Here is a 17368-nt window from a genome sequence, read left to right as displayed (position 1 = left end):
TTGTGCCGATGCGTCGGCGCCCGCGTGTTCAGTCGGGTGAAGTGGGTGGCGTCGCGACGCCGTCGGCTTCGTCGAGCAAGCGGCCCGCGAGCTTCGCCGACATTTCGAGGCGCCGCAGGTGGCGCTCGCCCACGCTCGGGTCGGGGTTGAGGCTGAAGCAGCACAAAGTGCCGTAGATGCGCCCGTCGTGCCGCTGCACCGGCACGCTCAGATGTGCTCGGATCTCGATGTCGAACACCGGCAGGTCCACCGTCTCGCGCAGGGCGAGGAGGTCTGGCACGACCTGCGGCAGGCGGCCGTCGATCACGCGCTGGCACAGTGTGGCGTCCATCGGATGCGACAGGCCCGGCGCGATGGCCTCGGCGCGCGGTCCGACGTCGACATAGCGCATCACGCGCTCGCCGCCGACGAACTCCGACACGAAAGCCACGTCCATCTGCAGTTCTTCGCGCATCAGCTTCAGCAGCCGGTTCATCGCCGAATCGATGCCGCGCTCGCGCAGGTCGCCAGTCGCGACCAGAAGTTCGGTCATCGCCTTGTCGACGGCATCGCGCGTTGTCATGGCGTGGATGCTAGGGGTCGTCGAGGCGTGGCATGTAGTCCCGGGGGACGCGCAGAGCTTCAAAAGCCGCCGTAATTCGCGGATCGACGCACCGTTGGGCCGGCATGGCGTCAGAATTGTCCCTTTGCGCGCCACCTCGACATCCGATGACCGAACTTCCGACCTACAACGACGTGATCGCGGCGTCCGCGCGTCTTGAAGGCCATGCGCATCGCACGCCGGTGCTGCGTTCCGCCACGGCCGACGCACGCTACGGCGCACGCTTTTTCTTCAAATGCGAGAACTTCCAGCGCATGGGCGCGTTCAAGTTTCGCGGCGCCTTCAACGCGTTGTCGAAATTCGACGCGACACAGCGCCAGGCTGGCGCCATCGCGTTTTCCTCCGGCAACCATGCGCAGGCGGTTGCGCTGTCGGCGCGCCTGCTCGGCATGCCGGCCGTGATCGTGATGCCGAAGGATGCGCCGGCCGCCAAGCTCGCGGCGACGCGCGGCTACGGCGCCGAGGTCGTGCTGTACGACCGCTTCACCGAAGACCGCGAAGCGCTCACGCAGCGCCTCGCGGCCGAGCGCGGCATGACCTTGATCCCGCCCTACGACCACCCCGACGTGATCGCGGGGCAGGGCACGGCGGTGAAAGAGCTCATCGAAGAAGTTGGCGAGCTCGATGCGCTGTACGTCTGCCTTGGCGGTGGCGGCCTCACCGGCGGGTCCGCGCTGTCGGCCCGCGCGCTGTCGCCGCGCTGCAAGGTGTACGGGGTCGAGCCCGAAGCCGGCAACGATGGGCAGCAGTCGCTGCGGGCGGGGCACATCGTGCACATCGAGACGCCGCGCACCATCGCCGATGGCGCGCAGACGCAGCATCTGGGCCGTTACACCTTCGGCATCATCCGGCGCGACGTCGACGACATCGTCACGGTGAGCGATGCGCAGCTGGTCGAGGCGATGCGCTTCTTCGCGGAGCGCATGAAGATGGTGGTCGAGCCGACCGGTTGTCTGGCTTTCGCGGCGGCGTGCGCGGCAGGGAACGCGCTGGTGGGACAACGCGTGGGCGTGGTGGTGAGCGGCGGCAACGTCGACCTTGCCCGCTACGCGGCGCTGTTGGCCGGAACCTGAGGCGCGCTCGCCCGATGCGCCGGCTCCGCTTCCTCACCAACCGCCATCGGGCGCCTTCGACGAACCGCGCGCTCGGTCTGCTGCTCGCCTTCAACGCAGGCGCGCTCAACGCCGGCGGCTTTCTCGTGTTGCACATGTACACCTCGCACATGACCGGCTTCGCTTCACAGCTGGCCGACGGCGCAGTGTTGCTCGACCCGCGGCTGATACTCAATGCGCTCGGTGCGATCCTGGCCTTTGTCTCGGGTGCGGCGTTGTGCGCGGTGCTGGTGAACTGGGGTCGCCAGCATCGGCTGCACAGCGTCTATGCGTTGCCGTTGCTGCTGGAGGCGCTGATGATGTTTCCCTTCGGCCTGATGGGCGCGGTCACGCTCACATGGAGCACGCCGTTTGCAGTCCCGCTCACGGTGTTGCTGCTGTCTTTCATGATGGGCTTGCAGAACGCTGTCGCGTCGAAGACCTCCAGCGGCAGCATCCGCACGACGCACATGACGGGCAACATCACCGACCTCGGCATGGCGATGGGCAAGCTGCTCTACTGGAACGCGAGTCGCAGGCCGCCGATGGCGCAGGCGCGTGAAGACCGGCTGCGCATGACGCTGGCCGGTGGCCTGATCGGCATGTTCGTGCTCGGTGGCGTGGCGGGGGCACTCGGCTTCAAATACCTCGGATTCATTTGCGTGGTGCCGCTCGCCGCGTTGCTGCTGGTGCTGTCGGTTCCACCATTTCTGCGGGACATCCCACGCTCCCGCACCCTGCTTGCGCTGTTCGGGAAATGGGTCCATCCCGGCGCGCCCCCCTGAGCGGCCATCGGGCGGGGTCGGCCCTCACCAGTGCGCGCCGAACTGCTGCCGCAATTGATCGATCTGCGCAGCGTCGAGTAGCGGTGCATCCGGCGCGCGGAGTGCCCACAATTTCGCCGTTTCTTCCAGCTCCTCCAGCACCGCCATTGCCGCTGCCGGGGTCTCGTGCCAGACGTTCGGTCCCAGGCGCGCCAGCATGACCGCGCGGATCGGTGTGCCGGCCGCGTGATAACGCGCGATCGCGGCTTCAGCCTCGGCCGCGGCCTCGGGCGCACCGGGCCGCGCATAACCGATCAACGGCACGTGGCCCACCTTCATGACGAAATAGGGCGTGAGCGCGGGCAGGAGCTCGGGCCCCTGCGCGGTCGTGCACACGTCGGGGCCGAGCGTCAGCGCAACGCAGTGCGTGCTGTGGGTGTGGATCACGCAGCCGGCCGGCGCGGCCGTGGTGACGCTCGCCGCGTAGATGCGTCGGTGCAGCGCGAGGGTCTTGCTCGCGCGATCGCCGCCGAGTTGCACGCCTTCTGCGTCGAGGTGCGCGAGGCGTGCGGGTTCGAGAAAGCCGAGACAGGCATCGGTCGGGGTGATGAGGAAACCCCCGCCCTCGGACGCCGGCAGGTGCACGCTGATGTTGCCTGCGGTCGCATGCACGTAGCCGCGGTCGAACAGGCTGCGGCCGACGCGGCAGATTTCTTCGCGTGCAGTCGATTCGTTCATCGCATCACGCGTCGCGTCCAAGCGTCGCGAAGGCCTGCGTGAAGAAATCGACCGCACCGAAGTTGCCTGATTTCAACGCAATGTGCAGCCCGCCATCCTTCGCGTGTGGCGAAGCGGCGTGGCACCAGGGCACGCCGGGCGCGATCTGCGGGCCGATGCGAAGCGTCGTGATGCCGAGCGACTGCACGCACGCGCCTGAGGTTTCGCCACCCGCGACGATGAGCTGCCCGACACCACGTTCCGCCAGCCCGCGGGCGATGGCGCCCATCGCATGCTCGACGATCTCGCCGGCGTGGGCCACGCCCAGTTGCGCCTGCACGGCGCGCACCGCGTCAGGCTGCGCCGTCGCGTAAACCAGCACCGGGCCATCGGCCAGTTGCTCCTCTGCCCACGCGAGCGCTTCGCTCGCCACGTCGGCGCCTTCGGCCAGCCGCAACGGATCGATCGCGAAAGCCGCGCCGCCATGGCCGATGAAATTTGCGACCTGCGCGTTGGTTGCCGTCGAGCAGCTGCCCGACACGATGGCGCGCCCTCCGCGCGCTGCTGGCAACTGCGCGGCACCCGCGACGGCGTCGAGGCCGAAGTTCTGTGGCAGTCCGATCGCGACGCCTGACCCCGCCGTGACGAGCGGCAAGGTGGCGAACGCGCGCCCCATCTGCATCAAATCTTCGTTGTCGGTGGCGTCGACGATGGCCATCGACACGCCTTGGCTGCGCAGCGCCGCGATGCGCGTCTCGATCGCAGCCGTGCCCCCTGCCACGGTGCGATGGTCGATGAGCCCGACGCGTCGCGTCGTTTGTGCCTGCAGCACGCGCACGAGGTTCGAATCGGTCATCGGCGTCAGCGGATGGTTGCGCATGCCCGATTCGTGCAGCAACTCGTCGCCGACGAACAGGTAGCCCTTGAACACCGTGCGGCCGTTCTCGGGGAAGGCCGGGCAGGCGATGGTGAAGTCGATTTGCAGCGCATCCATGAGCGCGTCGGTCACCGGGCCGATGTTGCCCTCGGCGGTCGAGTCGAAGGTCGAGCAGTACTTGAAGTAAGTCTGCTGCGTGCCCTGCGCCCGCAGCCACTTCAAGGCCGCGAGCGATTGCGCCACCGCCTCGGCGGCCGGGATCGTGCGGGACTTCAGCGCGACGACGATGGCATCGGCGTCGGTGTCGAGCGGGGCGTCGGGCACGCCGATGCTCTGCACCACCCGCATGCCGGCGCGCACGAGGTTGTTGGCCAGGTCGGTGGCGCCGGTGAAGTCGTCGGCGATGCAGCCGAGAAAAGGTGCTTTCATCACTGCATTAAACATCCGCGGCGATCCCGTCGGCGCGCAAATGCAGCACCCGGTCGGCACGCGCGGCAGCCGCCTCGGAATGCGTGACGAGCACCAACGACGCGCCATGCTCGCGCGTTTGTGCGAGCAGCACGTCCATGACCTTCGCGGCGGTGGTCGGGTCGAGGTTGCCGGTCGGCTCGTCGGCGAGCAGCAGCGCGGGCTTGTGCACCAACGCGCGGGCGATCGCAACGCGTTGCAACTGGCCGCCGGAAAGCTGTTGGGGCAGTCGCGCGCCCAGTCCGCCGAGGCCGACCACGTCGAGCATCCGCTCGACGCGCGCCGGGTCGCTGCGCCCGAGCAGCATGAGCGGCAATCCCACGTTCTGCGCCACATCGAGATGCGGCAAGACGTGGAACGCCTGAAACACGAAACCAACGTGGTTGCGGCGCCAGAGCGCACGCTGTTCGGCGTCGAGCGTGCCGATGTCGGTGCCGTCGTGCGAAATCGTGCCGGCGTCCCAGCTGTCGAGGCCTGCCATGCAGTTGAGCAGCGTCGATTTCCCGACGCCCGATTCGCCGACGATGGCCACGAATTCGCCGCTGGCGACGTCGACGGAAACATGCTCGAAAACCGGCGTTTCGCCGTAGTGCTTGCCGAGGTGGTGGAGCGAAAGCGTCATGAGAGGGCGTTGACTTGCTGGACGATGTGCGCGATGGCATCGGGGGCATCGCACGGAATCACGCGGCGCGCCGGCATGCTGCGCAGCCAGGTCATCTGCCGCTTGGCGAGCTGGCGCGTGGCCCCAATGCCGCGCTCGCGCAACTCGGAGATGGGCCAGTCGCCGTCGAGCGTTTCCCAGGCTTGCCGGTAGCCGACGCAGCGCATCGACGGCAGGTCGGGTTGCAGGTCGCCGCGCGCGCGCAGCGTTTTCACCTCGTCGATGAAGCCACTGGCGAGCATCGCGTCGAAGCGCCGCGCGATGCGCGCATGCAACCAGGCACGGTCGTCGGTTTCGAGCGAGAAGAGAACGGCAGTGCCAGCGCTTTCGGCAGCGTTCGTTGCCTTCTTCGCGGCATGGAAATGCGAAAGCGGCTGTCCGCTGGCGTGCCACACCTCGAGCGCGCGCTGGACGCGCTGGCTGTCGTTGGGCGAGAGCCGCGCGGCCGTCACTGGATCGACGAGCGCGAGCCGTGCGTGCATGGCAGGCCAGCCGATGGCGATGGCCTCGGCTTCGAGCGTGGCGCGCAACGCGGGGTCGGCCGGTGGCATCGCGTCGATGCCGTCGATCAGCACCTTGAAGTACATCATCGTGCCGCCGACCAGCAGCGGCAGGTTGCCGCGCGCCGTGATCTCGCCGATGAGCCGGGTCGCGTCGTCAACGAAAGCCGCGGCGCTGTAGGCGTCGCGCGGATCGCGAATGTCGATCAGGTGGTGCCTCACCTCGTCGCGTTCGGCGGGCGTGGGCTTGGCGGTGCCGATGTCCATGCCGCGGTAGACCAGCGCCGAATCGACGCTGACGATTTCCACGGGCCGGGTGCGCGCAATGGCCATCGCGGCAGCGGTCTTGCCACTGGCGGTCGGGCCGGCGATGGCGACATAGCGCAGGTCAACGGCCATTCGGTTCCCCGAACTTCTGCACCAGGGTCCAGGCACAGAGCGCGATGCACACGCTCCAGAACCACATGCCGAAAGCGAGCGGGCGGGCCGTGCCGTCGAGGTGCGTGCCGAGCCAGCCGCCGATGCCGAAGGCTGCCAGCATCATCACAAATCCGTTGAGCGCCGATGCCGCGCCGGCGGCTTTCGGAAAGGGGCCGACCGCGCCCGTCTGGCCGCAGGGCTGATGCACCCCGTGGCCCAGCATCACGAGAGTGAGCGGCACCACGATGGCTGCGACCGACTGCACGCCGACCAGCGCCAGCCCGCCCATCACCGTGCCGCCGACGAGCGACAGCACGCCGCCCCGCGCCACGCAGCCGCGCACCCCGTGCCGCGCGAGCCAGAAGCGGCACAGGAAGGTGCCGGCGATGTAGGCGAGCGAATTCCACAGCATCACCAGGCCGTACTGCGTTTTCGTGAGGCCGAGCACCTGGGTGAACACGAAGGACGAGGCCGCAAGAAAAGTGAAGAGCACCGCATAGGCGCAGGTCGTGAGTGCGGTGAAGGCGAGGAAGGTCGGATGCCGCAACACCATCGACCAGGTGCGCAGCAGCGTCTGTGCGTGCAACGCCTGCGGGTTGCGCACCGCCAACGTCTCGCCGAAACGCAGCGCAATGAGCCCAAGCGTGACCGCGCCGAACAGCGCCGGCACCAGCAACGCGATGCGCCACCCGAAGCCATCGGACACCAGGCCGCCGACCGGCGCGCAGAGGCAGGCGATCACGCCGAGACCGGTGAGCGCGCGCGACATCACGCGCGCGCCATCGGCCGGCACATAGAGATCGCGAACGACCGCGCGTGCGCACATCACGGCAGCCCCCATGGCCGCGCCTTGCAGCGCACGCCAGACGATCAGCCACACCATCGAGGGTGCCAGCGCGCCGCCGATGGCGCCGATCACATACGCGGCCAGGCCCCAAAGCAACACCGGCCGGCGGCCGAAGCGGTCCGAAAGCGGTCCGAGCACCAGCTGCGCGCAGCCGAAGGCGAGCAGCAAGGCCGTGAGCGTGAGCTGTGCATGCGCCACCGGCGCACCGAAGCCAGTGGTGAGCGCGGGCAGCGCCGGCAGGTAGAGGTCTGTCGTGACTGGCTGGATGCCCAGCAACAACGCCAGCAGCACGACGACGAGGCCCGGCGACATGAAGGAGGAAGAGGGAAGCGCCGCGGAATTCGGAGCCGCCGCTGCGGCAGAGGGCAACATGCGCCCGAGGGTAACAGCGCGCTAGCTTTGCAGCGCGTGCAGGCTGACCACGTTGGCCGGTGGTTTCATGCGAAACAACTGCCCCAGCGCGGCGCGGTATTGCGACTCGCCGATCGAGCCGGTGTCGTGGTGCGATCCTCCCTTGACCAGCACGAAAAGCTTGGGGACGGTTGCCGCTTCGTACAGCTTGCGCCCGAGCGTCGGGTTGATCAGGCTGTCGGCGGTGCCGTGCACCACGAGCAGCGGCGCCCCGATGTCCTTGACGCTCTTGATCGCTTCGAAGCGCTGCGTGATGAACGGGCCGAAGGGCAACCATCCCCACTTGAAGCCGCCCGCAACGTCGGCGATGGAGGTGAATGTGCTCTCGACGATGGTGCCGCTTTCGTCGTGAACATGCGCTGCCAGGTCGATGCCGATGGCCCCGCCGAGCGAGTGGCCCATGATGTAGCGGCGCTGCTGCGGGTGGCGTGCGGCCAGCCATTCCCACGCGGCGCGGGCGTCTTCGCGCGCGGTTTCTTCGGACGGCAGGCCCTTGCTGCTTTTGCCGAAACCGCGGTAATCGATGGCCAGGACCGAAAAACCGAGTTCGTGCATGCGCTGGATGCGGGGCGCCGAGCCCGCCACGTTGTAGCGCGCGCCGTGCAGGTAAAGAAGCACGGGGTGTCTGCGGATTCGGGTGCGCCCCCGAGCCACAGGCCGTGCAAGCGCGCGTTTTCGCCGGAAATGTTGGACTTGAAGTCGATCCACACGTCGGCCATGCCCTCGGTCATGGCCGCGCTGTTGCCCCAGCTGCGGTCGCTGGGCTGGAAAATCCACTCCCGCTGCCGCTCGTCGAGCGTGGAGCAGCCGCCCGCCAAAAGGGCGAAAGCAGCGATGACGACAGCGAAAAAAGACCAGCGTTTCATGGAGGTGTCAGACAGACCGGCGGTGACTTGCAAAGTTCAATCCAGGGTCACACGCAACGCCCGTGCCCGCCGTTCGGATGACGCGGGAAAACCCCAGCCTGTCGGGGTGTTGTCTCAGCGGCCGCGCAGAAACAACCCGTCGAGTTCCCGGACCGAGAGCTGCCGCCAAGTGGGGCGGCCGTGATTGCATTGGTCGGAACGCTCGGTCGCCTCCATCTGGCGTAACAAGGCGTTCATTTCGTCGAGCGTCAGTTTGCGGTTGGCGCGCACCGCGCCATGGCATGCCATGGTCGAAAGCAGTTCGTTCTGGGCGCGCTGCACCACGGTGCTGGCGTCGTGCTGCGCCAGTTCGGCGAGCACGCTGCGCGCCAGTTCGACCGGATCGCCGTCGGCCAGCGTGCCCGGCACCGCGCGCACCGCGAGAGTGCGCGGCGAAAAAGGCGTGATTTCGAGGCCAAGCGTCGGCAGCACGGCCGCGCAGGCCTCGGCCGTCGCGACCTCCTGCGGCGTGGCAGCGAAGGTCGCGGGGATCAGCAAGGGCTGACTGGTGATCGCGGCACCGTCAAGTTGCAACTTGAGCCGCTCGTAGACGATGCGCTCGTGCGCCGCGTGCATGTCGACGATCACCAGACCCTGGCTGTTCTCGGCCAGGATGTAGATGCCTTGCAACTGGGCCAGCGCGCGCCCGAGCGGCCACGCTTCGTCGTTCGTGGCGAGCGAGGGCGTGTCGGGTGCCCGCGCGGCGTAGGTCGGCGGCGCAGCCGCCGTTTCCGGCGGCGATTGAGGCCACATGGCGAGGGAATCGCCGAAGCCGCCCGGGGTGCGCTCCGCCGCGAAATGAATGGCCGGTTGCGCCCACGGGGCTGGCGTGGCCGGCAGGCTCGGCTTGAAGAAAGGCGTGGCGACCGGGTTCAGTGCCTCGCCGGCGCGCGGTGCCGACAACGCATTTTCGATCGCATGGCGCACCGCCTGGTGCACCTCGCGGCCATCGCGAAAACGCACTTCGATCTTCGTCGGGTGCACGTTCACATCGACGCGCGAGGGGTCGATCTCCAGATACAGCGCGTAAACCGGCTGCCGCTGGCCATGCAGCACGTCTTCGTAGGCACTGCGCACCGCGTGCGACAGCACCTTGTCGCGTACGAACCGGCCGTTCACATAGAAGAACTGCTGGTCGCCACGCGCGCGTGCCGCGTCGGGAATGCCGGCACGACCGGTCACGCGCACCGGGCCGTGCGTGTGGTCGACTTCGATGCTGCGCGTCACGAACTCGTCGCTCAGCGCATCGGCCATCCGCTGGTCGCGCGGCTGGGCGCCATCCGCGGCCCGCCACTGTTCGACCAGCTTGCCGTCGTGCCAAACCGCAAAGCCGACGTCGGGCCGGGCCAGCGCGTGCCGGCGCACGGATTCGACGCAGTGCGCGAGCTCGGTGGCGTCGGTCTTCAAGAACTTGCGGCGTGCCGGGGTCGCGAAGAACAGCTCCCGAACTTCGAGCGTGGTGCCCGTGGCGCGCGCCACCGGGCGCAACTCGCCGGTGCGCCCGTCGAGCGCCCAGGCACCGTCGGTGTCGGCATGCGCATAGCGCGACGAGATCGTCAGGTCGGCGATGGCGTTGATCGCGGCCAGCGCCTCGCCCCGAAAGCCCATCGTGCCGACGGTTTCGAGATCGCCGAGGCTGGAGATCTTGCTGGTCGCATGACGGCGCAGCGACACGATGAGTTCTTCGCGCGGGATGCCCTGGCCGTCGTCTTCGACCGAGATCAGCCGCACGCCACCCGAAGCCAGCCGCACGGTGATTTGACGCGCGCCTGCATCCAGTGCGTTGTCGAGCAGTTCGCGAACGACGGAGGCGGGTCGTTCGACCACTTCGCCGGCGGCGATCTGGCTGATCAGTTCGTCGGGAAGTTCGCGAATCGGACGGCGCGTGGCCGCGGTGAACGCGGCGGGGAGGGACGAGGGGAGGGCGCTCACAAGGCCATTCTAGAAGGCGCGTGCGCGTGCCCGGATAATGCCCGACCTATGGAAATCATCAGCTTTTTCGTCGACTTCATCCTGCACATCGACAAACACCTCGAGGCCTTCGTGATCGCCTACGGGCCGTGGGTGTATGCGCTGTTGTTCCTGATCGTGTTCGTCGAGACGGGTGCGGTGGTCATGCCCTTCCTGCCGGGGGATTCGTTGCTCTTCATCGTCGGCGCGCTGTGCGGCGCAGGTTTGATGAGTTATCCGATTGCCTGCGGCGTGCTGGTGGTCGCGGCGATTCTGGGCGACCAGTGCAACTACAGCATCGGACGCTACTTCGGGCCGAAGGTGTTCCAGTGGGAGAACTCGCGGTTCTTCAACCGCAAGGCCTTTGATCAAGCCCATGGTTTCTACGAGCGCTACGGCGGCGTGACGATCATCCTTGCGCGCTTCATGCCGTTCATTCGCACCTTCGCGCCGTTCGTGGCCGGCGTCGCCGAGATGAACCGCGCGAAATTCACGATGTACAACGTCGTGGGCGCGTTCATCTGGGTGTTCGGCATCGCGACGGCCGGCTATTTCTTTGGCAACCTGCCGGCGGTGCGGGAACATCTCGACAAGATCATCTGGGCGTTGATCTTTGTGCCCGGCCTCATCGCGATTTTCGGTGCCTGGCGCGCGAGCAAGGCCGAGAAGGCGAGAGCCCGCTCGGAGGGCTGAGCGGGCACAAAAAAAGGGCGTGATTCACGCCCTTTGTTCCTGATGCAGCTGGCGCTCAGTAGCGCGGGCCGTTGTTGGGGTAATAGCCACCGTTGTTGTAATAACGATCCTGGTTGCGGCGGTCGGCACCCTTGCCGACTTCATTGCCGATGAGACCGCCGATGGCCGCGCCGCCAACCGTGGCAGCGGTGTTGCCACCGATCGCATTGCCGAGCAACGCGCCGCCAACCGCGCCACCGGCCACGCCGATTTGCTGGTTCGGGCCCGTGCCCGCGCAGCCCGCCAAGGTCATGACCGAAGTGGCGGCAACGGCCGCGATCCAAAGACGTGTTTGCATGTGTCCACCTTTGATTGAGTGATATGCCACTCTAACCAAGGCGGCGTGTCGCGTTCTGTAGGAGCCAGACGCGCACGCGTGCGCGAAAGCGCGAGAGATGCCTGCGCGAAAACTACAGCTCGCGACTGCGTGCCAGGGGCGGATTCTGCGCAAAGTAACGCTGGATGCCGCGCATGAGCGCATCGGCCAGGTCGTCCTGGTAGGCGGCGCTGCGCAACTTGGCTTCTTCTTCGGGATTGCTGATGAACGCGGTCTCGACCAGCACGCTCGGGATATCGGGCGCCTTCAGCACCGCGAAGCCGGCCTGCTCGACCGAGCCCTTGTGCAGCCGCGCACCGACGTTCTTGATTTCGCCGAGCATCGCCGTGCCGAGCTTCAGGCTGTCGTTGATCTGCGCCGTCGTGCTCATGTCGAGCAACGCGCGCTGCACTTGCGCCTCGTGATCGCCGACGTTGATGCCGCCGACCTTGTCGGACTGGTTTTCCTTGTTCGCCATGTAGCGCGCTGCACTGCTCGACGCGCCGTGCTGGCTCAGGGCAAACACGCTCGCGCCGCGCGCGGCGGGCGTGGTGAACGCGTCGGCGTGAATGCTCACGAACAGGTCGGCCTGCACGCGACGCGCCTTCTGCACGCGCACGCCGAGCGGCACGAAGAAATCGGCATCGCGCGTGAGGAAGGCGCGCATCGGATTGCCTGCGACGCTGCTCGCGTTGATGCGGTCGCGCAACTTGTGCGCGACCTGCAACACGATGTCTTTCTCGCGCGTGCCGGCCGGGCCGATCGCACCGGGGTCTTCACCGCCGTGGCCGGGTCGAGCGCGATGATGATGATTCGGTCGGTGCGGCTGGCCGTTGCCGTGACGATGCGAGGCGCGGGCGTCGGTATCGGTGCTGGCCTGAGCGGGATGTTGCCGACCAGCGGCGGCAATGCCGGCGCCGCCGCCGGTGGCGGCGCAGCCGGACGGCCCGGCACGGCGGGCGTCGGACGCATCGATTGCTGGGCCATCAGATCGCCCAGCGCATCGCCCGCCGGAGCTGGCGGTCGCGGCGTATCGCGGGGCGCGGCGCCGGCCACGGTGGCATCGGGCGCATCCCCCTTGGCAGTGGATTTGGGCGCATCGCGCAGTCGCTCGGCGATGAGCGCTTCCATCGGGTCGATGGCTTCGGCGGGATGCAGATCCAGCACGAGACGGTCGCGGTAGGCCGCGATCGGCGCAAGCGAAAAAACTTGCGGCACCACCGCCTGCTTCAGGTCGAACACGATGCGCACGACGTTCGGCGCGTACTGCCCGACGCGCAAACCGTTGATGTACGGGTCGCCCGGCTTGATCTTGCCGACCAGTTCGCGCAGTTGCGGGTTGAGGTCGATGCCGGTGATGTCGACTGCGAGCCGCGGGGGGCTGCCAACAGTGAGTTGCTGCGTTTGCAGCCGTGCGTCGGATTCGATCGTCACGCGCGTGTAGTCGGCGGCGGGCCAGACCCGCACGGCCAGAATGGTCGCGCCGCGTGCGATCTGCTGCACGCCGAGGAGCATCGCCAGAGTTCCGCCCTGCAGCAGGTCGCGGCGCTTCATGCGAAACGGGGGGTGGGGGCTGCCACCAGATGCGCGAGGAGCTCGCGGCCGCGCGGTGTTGCCGCTTCAAGAATCACGGTACGGGAGTCGTCTGTCATTGCTTCTATTTTAATAGCAAGGTCTGCAGGCGGGATGCGGCCCGCCGCGTTGTCAGGCCATTCGGCGAGCTTCAGGCCTGGTCCGGCAAAAATGTCACGAAAACCGGCGTCTTCCCACTCGCGCGGATCGCCGAAACGATAGAAATCGAAGTGGAAAACAGCCAGTCCGTCGGGTGCTTCGTGAGGCTCGACGACCGCATAGGTCGGGCTTTTGATGCGGCCGGTGACGCCGATCGCACGCAACAAATGACGCACGAAGGTCGTCTTGCCGGCACCCAGATCACCATGCAGAGTGAGGAACGCGTCGCGCAACGCTGGCGCTTCTGCCAGCGTGCGCGCAAAGGCCTCGGCGTCGGCTTCGCTGGGCCACTGCAAGGTGACAACAGGCATTTCTACAATCGGCAGGTGATCGGTACTCAACGCGTGACTCGTGAATTCGTGGCTTCTATGGGCGGGTGGGCCCGCGAGCTGGATTCTCCCAAATCGGCATTGCAGGCGTCGATCTCGCCGATGCCGAAGCCGGTCTCGGCGAGTGGTTGAACAACGGCTTTCATGGCGAGATGGCCTACATGGCCGCGCACGGAATGCGCCGGGCGCGGCCTGCCGAGCTGGTGCCCGGCACGGTCAGCGTGATCACCGCGCGCATGGATTACCTGCCGCGCGGCACCGACCCAGGTTGGCAGGCGGTCGAGTTCGAGCGGCTGGCGCGGCCCGGTGAGGGCATCGTGTCGGTCTATGCGCGAGGCCGCGACTATCACAAGGTGCTGCGTTCGCGCCTCCAGAGGCTGGCCGATCGCATTGCCCGGGAACTGGGCCCGTTCGGCCACCGCTGCTTCACCGATTCGGCCCCCGTGCTCGAGGCCGAACTCGCGTCGCGCAGTGGCCAGGGCTGGCGCGGCAAGCACACGCTGGTGCTGGACCGCGAGGCAGGCTCGATGTTCTTCCTGGGCGAGATCTACGTCGATGTTGCGCTGCCGCACAGCGCGCCGGTGACGCCGCATTGCGGCAGTTGCCGCGCCTGCATCGACATCTGCCCGACGCAGGCGATCGTCGCGCCGCACCGGCTCGATGCGCGACGCTGCATCTCTTATTTGACGATCGAGCACGCCGGGCCGATCCCGCTGGAGCTGCGTCCGCTGATCGCCAATCGCATCTACGGATGCGACGACTGCCAGCTCATCTGCCCCTGGAACAAGTTCGCCAAGAAGAGCGCGCTGCCGGATTTCGACGAGCGCGAAGGTCTCAAGGGACAGCAGCTGGCGTCATTGTTCGCATGGACGGAGGAGGCGTTTTTGCGCTTCACCGAGGGCAGCCCGATCCGGCGCATCGGCCACGAGCGCTGGCTGCGCAACATCGCGGTGGCATTGGGCAACGCACTGCGGGCGGGCGACACAGCGGCAGAGGCGGCGCTGCAGACCCGTGCGGCTCATTCGAGCGCGTTGGTGCGCGAGCACGTCGAATGGGCCCTCGCGCAGCGCCGCCGGTCGGCGGTGCCTAGCGAGGCAGGGCCAGCGCAAACGGCAGGCTGAGCACGCCGAGCACAGTCGACAGCGTGACCAGCCCGGCCACAAACGGCCCGTTGTAGCCCATGCGCGCTGCCAGTACGTAGGCGCTCGACGCCGTCGGCACGGCAGAAAACGCCATCAGCACGGTGGCTTGCGCGGGGTCGAGTTTGAGCGCAAGTGCCAACCCCCATGCAGTCAGCGGAAGGAGCAGGTGCCGGATCGTCAAGACCGACATCGCCAGCACCTTGCCGCGCCCGAGCGTGGCGAACTGCATGCCGGCGCCGGCTGCCAGCAGGCCGAGCGCCAGCGCTGCGCTGCCGATTCGCGTCAAGGTTGGGTCGGCCCACCACGGCAGCGAAAAGCCGAGCAGGTTGGCGATGAGGCCGATTGCGGTGGCGACGATGAGCGGATTGCGCACCAGTTGCCGCAAAAAGCCGGTCTGCGCATGGCGCGCCATCGGCCAGACCGCCGCGATGTTGAGCATCGGCACCCCGACGCCGATCAGGACCGCGATCATCAGCAGGCCGGGCGCGCCGGCCAGCCGTTCGGCCAGGGCCAGGCAGATGAAGGAGTTGAAGCGGAACGCAACCTGCGCACTGGCGGCGTGGTCGCGTCGGTCGATGTGCGTGCCGATCCACGGCAGGAACGGCAATGCATAGGCGAGCGCGATGCCGCACAGGCCCAGGCCGACGCCGGCGGTGATCAGGTGCGACATCGCGCCGAAGTCGAGCGGGCTGCGCACGATCGAGTGGAACAGCAGCACCGGAAACAAAAAGTAGTAGACGAGGCTCTCGACCTTGTCCCACACGCTGCGGTCCAGCGCGGTGAAGCGGCAGAGCAACCAGCCGATGACGATGAGCGAAAAATCCGGGAAGAGCAGCTGTGCGTAGGTCACAGGCTCGAGGATAAACCGGCAGTTCCGTGGGTATTCCAGAGCGCGTTGCGCGCGGGTCTGTCGCTAGCATGCTCGATTCCGTTCAACCGATTTCTCCAAGGAGTTTGCTGATGCAACGTCGCCAATGGAACGCGCTTGCGGTCGCCACCGTGCTCGCCACGCTCACTGCGCCTGCCTGGGCGCAGGGCTATCCCACCAAACCGATCGAACTGCAGGTGCCATTCGCACCGGGCGGCACCACCGACATCGTGGCGCGCGTGATCTCCGAGCCGCTCGCCAAGGCGTTGGGCCAGCCGGTGGTCGTGATCAACAAGCCGGGTGGCGGCGGCATCGTCGGTGCGGCTGAGACCGCGCGCGCTGCGCCCGACGGCTACAAGCTGGGCGTGGCCACCGTGTCGAGCACCGCAGCCAATCCGGCGATCAATCCGAAGACGCCTTACGACCCGATCAAGGATTTCACGCCGATCACGAACATCGCCGCGACGCCGAACATCATTGCGGTCAACCCGAATTTCCCTGCCAAGGATTACGCCGGGTTCGTGGCCGAGCTCAAGAAGAATCCGGGCAAGTACTCTTATGCATCGTCGGGCACCGGCGGCATCGGCCACATGCTGATGGAGCTCTACAAGAGCCTGACCGGCACTTTCGTCACGCACATTCCGTACAGCGGCGCCGGCCCTGCGCTGAACGGCGTGGTCGCAGGGCACGTGCCGATCATGTTCGACAACATTCCGTCGGCCATGCCGTTCATCAAGGCCGGCCAGCTGGTGCCGATCGTGGTGTCGGCGCCGCAGCGCCTGAAGGAGCTGCCGAACGTGCCGACCTTCAAGGAAGTGGGCCTGGAGCCGGTCAATCGCATGGCGTACTACGGCATCCTGGGGCCGAAGGGGCTGCCGAAGGAAGTGGTCGACAAGATCGCGGCCGGCGTGAAGAAGGCGGTCGATGATCCGGCGGCGCGCAAGAAGATTGAGGAGACGGGTTCGATCATCATCGCCAACTCGCCGGAACAGTTCGCCGCGCAGATCAAGGCCGAGTTCGAGATCTACAAGGACGTCGTGGTCAGGCAGAAGCTCAAGCTCGACTGACATCCGCAAGGCCACAAAAAACCGCTCGCGCTCCGGGCGGCTTTTTTTGTTTGCTATCTTGTCGCGCATGACTGAGCAGGAAGAACACATCGTTGTCGCGACCCCTGAGATCGATGAGTTCGTGGATGCGTTGTGGCTTGAGCACGGTTTGTCGAAGAACACCTTGGCGGCCTACCGGCGCGATCTCGAATTGCTGGCGCGCTGGTTGGCGCCGCGCGGCACCGCGCTGGATGCCGTTCGCGAACACGACCTGCAGGCCTACATGGGCGCCAAGCTGGCGGACAAAGGCAAGGCCACGTCGGCGAACCGACGGCTCACTGTGTTCAAGCGGTACTACCGCTGGGCACTGCGCGAACGCCGCATTGCAGCCGACCCGACGTTGCGGCTGGTGCCGGCGCGACAGGCCATGCGCATGCCGAAGACCTTGTCGGAAAAACAGGTCGACGACCTGCTGGGCGCACCGGACGTCGAGTCGCCGCTCGGACTGCGCGATCGCGCGATGCTGGAGGTGATGTATGCAAGTGGCTTGCGGGTGAGCGAGCTGGTCGCGCTCAAGGTGATCGACATGAGCCTGAACGACGGCGTGCTGCGTATCCTGGGCAAGGGCAGCAAGGAGCGGCTGGTGCCGTTCGGAGGCGAAGCGCGGCGCTGGATCGAGCGCTACCTGAAGGAGTCGCGGCCTGGCATTCTCGACGGACAGCAAACGCCAGACCTCTTCGTGACCGCGCGCGGTGCCGGGATGACGCGGGTGATGTTCTGGATCATCGTCAAGAAACAGGCGATTGCCGCCGGGATTCACGTGCCGTTGTCGCCGCACACCTTGCGGCACGCCTTTGCGACCCACCTGCTCAATCACGGCGCGGACCTGCGTGCAGTCCAGCTGCTCTTGGGGCACGCCGATATTTCGACGACGACGATCTATACGCATGTGGCGCGGGAGCGGCTCAAGCAGCTGCATGCGAAGCACCATC

Annotated in this window: 15 protein-coding genes and 3 pseudogenes (1 of these 18 running past the window's edge); 6 read left to right on the top strand and 12 right to left on the bottom strand. The window is 67.0% G+C overall.

What is annotated here, in order from left to right:
• Positions 1-28 precede the first annotated feature (28 nt).
• On the bottom strand, positions 29-562 hold the full coding sequence (locus AX767_RS02300; RefSeq protein ID WP_068628273.1) for a GAF domain-containing protein: 534 nt from the start codon (positions 560-562) through the stop codon (positions 29-31).
• A gap of 146 nt (positions 563-708) precedes the next feature.
• On the opposite strand from AX767_RS02300, the gene AX767_RS02295 reads away from it, so the two are divergent.
• The gene (locus tag AX767_RS02295) at positions 709-1674 is read left to right on the top strand and encodes a threo-3-hydroxy-L-aspartate ammonia-lyase (RefSeq protein WP_068628271.1); all 966 of its coding nucleotides are present in this window, start codon (positions 709-711) and stop codon (positions 1672-1674) included.
• 14 nt (positions 1675-1688) lie between these two features.
• Positions 1689-2477, top strand: a complete 789-nt coding sequence (locus tag AX767_RS02290) for a YoaK family protein (RefSeq protein ID WP_068628269.1) — start codon at positions 1689-1691, stop codon at positions 2475-2477.
• A gap of 24 nt (positions 2478-2501) precedes the next feature.
• Here the strand turns inward: AX767_RS02290 and AX767_RS02285 are convergent, their stop codons facing one another.
• From AX767_RS02285 to mutL, 7 genes and pseudogenes are all read right to left on the bottom strand, one after another.
• Positions 2502-3194 (bottom strand): class II aldolase/adducin family protein, encoded by a 693-nt coding sequence (locus AX767_RS02285; protein ID WP_068633256.1) that lies wholly within the window; start codon positions 3192-3194, stop codon positions 2502-2504.
• Between the two features lie 4 nt (positions 3195-3198).
• On the bottom strand, positions 3199-4479 hold the full coding sequence (otnK, locus tag AX767_RS02280; RefSeq protein WP_068633258.1) for a 3-oxo-tetronate kinase: 1281 nt from the start codon (positions 4477-4479) through the stop codon (positions 3199-3201).
• Between the two features lie 7 nt (positions 4480-4486).
• Positions 4487-5140 (bottom strand): ABC transporter ATP-binding protein, encoded by a 654-nt coding sequence (locus AX767_RS02275; RefSeq protein WP_068628267.1) that lies wholly within the window; start codon positions 5138-5140, stop codon positions 4487-4489.
• Positions 5137-6078 carry a tRNA (adenosine(37)-N6)-dimethylallyltransferase MiaA gene (gene miaA, locus AX767_RS02270; RefSeq protein ID WP_156480937.1) on the bottom strand — a complete coding sequence of 314 codons (942 nt, stop codon included), beginning with the start codon at positions 6076-6078 and terminating at the stop codon, positions 5137-5139. Before miaA ends, AX767_RS02275 begins: the two co-directional genes overlap by 4 nt.
• Positions 6068-7258 carry a multidrug effflux MFS transporter gene (locus AX767_RS02265; RefSeq protein ID WP_237288526.1) on the bottom strand — a complete coding sequence of 397 codons (1191 nt, stop codon included), beginning with the start codon at positions 7256-7258 and terminating at the stop codon, positions 6068-6070. Before AX767_RS02265 ends, miaA begins: the two co-directional genes overlap by 11 nt.
• 81 nt (positions 7259-7339) lie before the next feature.
• Positions 7340-8223 (bottom strand): annotated as a pseudogene (locus AX767_RS02260) (alpha/beta hydrolase).
• 114 nt (positions 8224-8337) lie between these two features.
• Complete coding sequence (gene mutL, locus AX767_RS02255) at positions 8338-10194, bottom strand: DNA mismatch repair endonuclease MutL (RefSeq protein WP_068628260.1); 1857 nt, start codon at positions 10192-10194, stop codon at positions 8338-8340.
• A gap of 48 nt (positions 10195-10242) precedes the next feature.
• Here mutL and AX767_RS02250 point away from each other — a divergent pair, with 48 nt between their 5' ends.
• Positions 10243-10905 carry a DedA family protein gene (locus tag AX767_RS02250; protein WP_068628258.1) on the top strand — a complete coding sequence of 221 codons (663 nt, stop codon included), beginning with the start codon at positions 10243-10245 and terminating at the stop codon, positions 10903-10905.
• Positions 10906-10960: 55 nt separating this feature from the next.
• On the opposite strand, the gene AX767_RS02245 is transcribed toward AX767_RS02250, so the two are convergent.
• The 3 genes and pseudogenes from AX767_RS02245 to tsaE all read right to left on the bottom strand — a co-directional run bounded on the left by AX767_RS02245 (position 10961) and on the right by tsaE (position 13302).
• Positions 10961-11242, bottom strand: coding sequence for a glycine zipper domain-containing protein (locus AX767_RS02245; RefSeq protein ID WP_068628256.1), 282 nt, complete (start codon positions 11240-11242; stop codon positions 10961-10963).
• A gap of 112 nt (positions 11243-11354) precedes the next feature.
• Positions 11355-12814, bottom strand: a pseudogene (locus tag AX767_RS02240) (N-acetylmuramoyl-L-alanine amidase).
• The gene (gene tsaE, locus AX767_RS02235; protein ID WP_068628254.1) at positions 12811-13302 is read right to left on the bottom strand and encodes a tRNA (adenosine(37)-N6)-threonylcarbamoyltransferase complex ATPase subunit type 1 TsaE; all 492 of its coding nucleotides are present in this window, start codon (positions 13300-13302) and stop codon (positions 12811-12813) included. Before tsaE ends, AX767_RS02240 begins: the two are co-directional and overlap by 4 nt.
• A gap of 57 nt (positions 13303-13359) precedes the next feature.
• Here tsaE and queG point away from each other — a divergent pair.
• A pseudogene (queG, locus tag AX767_RS02230) lies at positions 13360-14441 on the top strand (tRNA epoxyqueuosine(34) reductase QueG).
• Here the strand turns inward: queG and AX767_RS02225 are convergent.
• The gene (locus tag AX767_RS02225) at positions 14407-15324 is read right to left on the bottom strand and encodes an AEC family transporter (protein ID WP_068628251.1); all 918 of its coding nucleotides are present in this window, start codon (positions 15322-15324) and stop codon (positions 14407-14409) included. The pseudogene queG and the gene AX767_RS02225 sit on opposite strands and share 35 nt — an antisense overlap.
• A 98-nt stretch (positions 15325-15422) precedes the next feature.
• Between AX767_RS02225 and AX767_RS02220 the strand changes: the two genes are divergently transcribed.
• The gene (locus AX767_RS02220; RefSeq protein ID WP_068628250.1) at positions 15423-16397 is read left to right on the top strand and encodes a tripartite tricarboxylate transporter substrate binding protein BugE; all 975 of its coding nucleotides are present in this window, start codon (positions 15423-15425) and stop codon (positions 16395-16397) included.
• A 67-nt stretch (positions 16398-16464) separates the two neighbouring features.
• A protein-coding gene (gene xerD / locus AX767_RS02215) for a site-specific tyrosine recombinase XerD (protein WP_068628249.1) crosses the window boundary here: on the top strand, positions 16465-17368 show its 5' portion. The gene runs 11 nt beyond the window's last position; the window shows 904 of its 915 coding nt (coding positions 1-904); its start codon is at positions 16465-16467; its stop codon lies beyond the right edge, outside the window.

The organism is Variovorax sp. PAMC 28711 (genome assembly GCF_001577265.1).
Lineage (GTDB): Bacteria > Pseudomonadota > Gammaproteobacteria > Burkholderiales > Burkholderiaceae_C > Variovorax.
The sequence above is the reverse complement of the archived record's forward strand: the minus strand, read 5'-3'. Positions and strand labels throughout refer to the sequence as shown.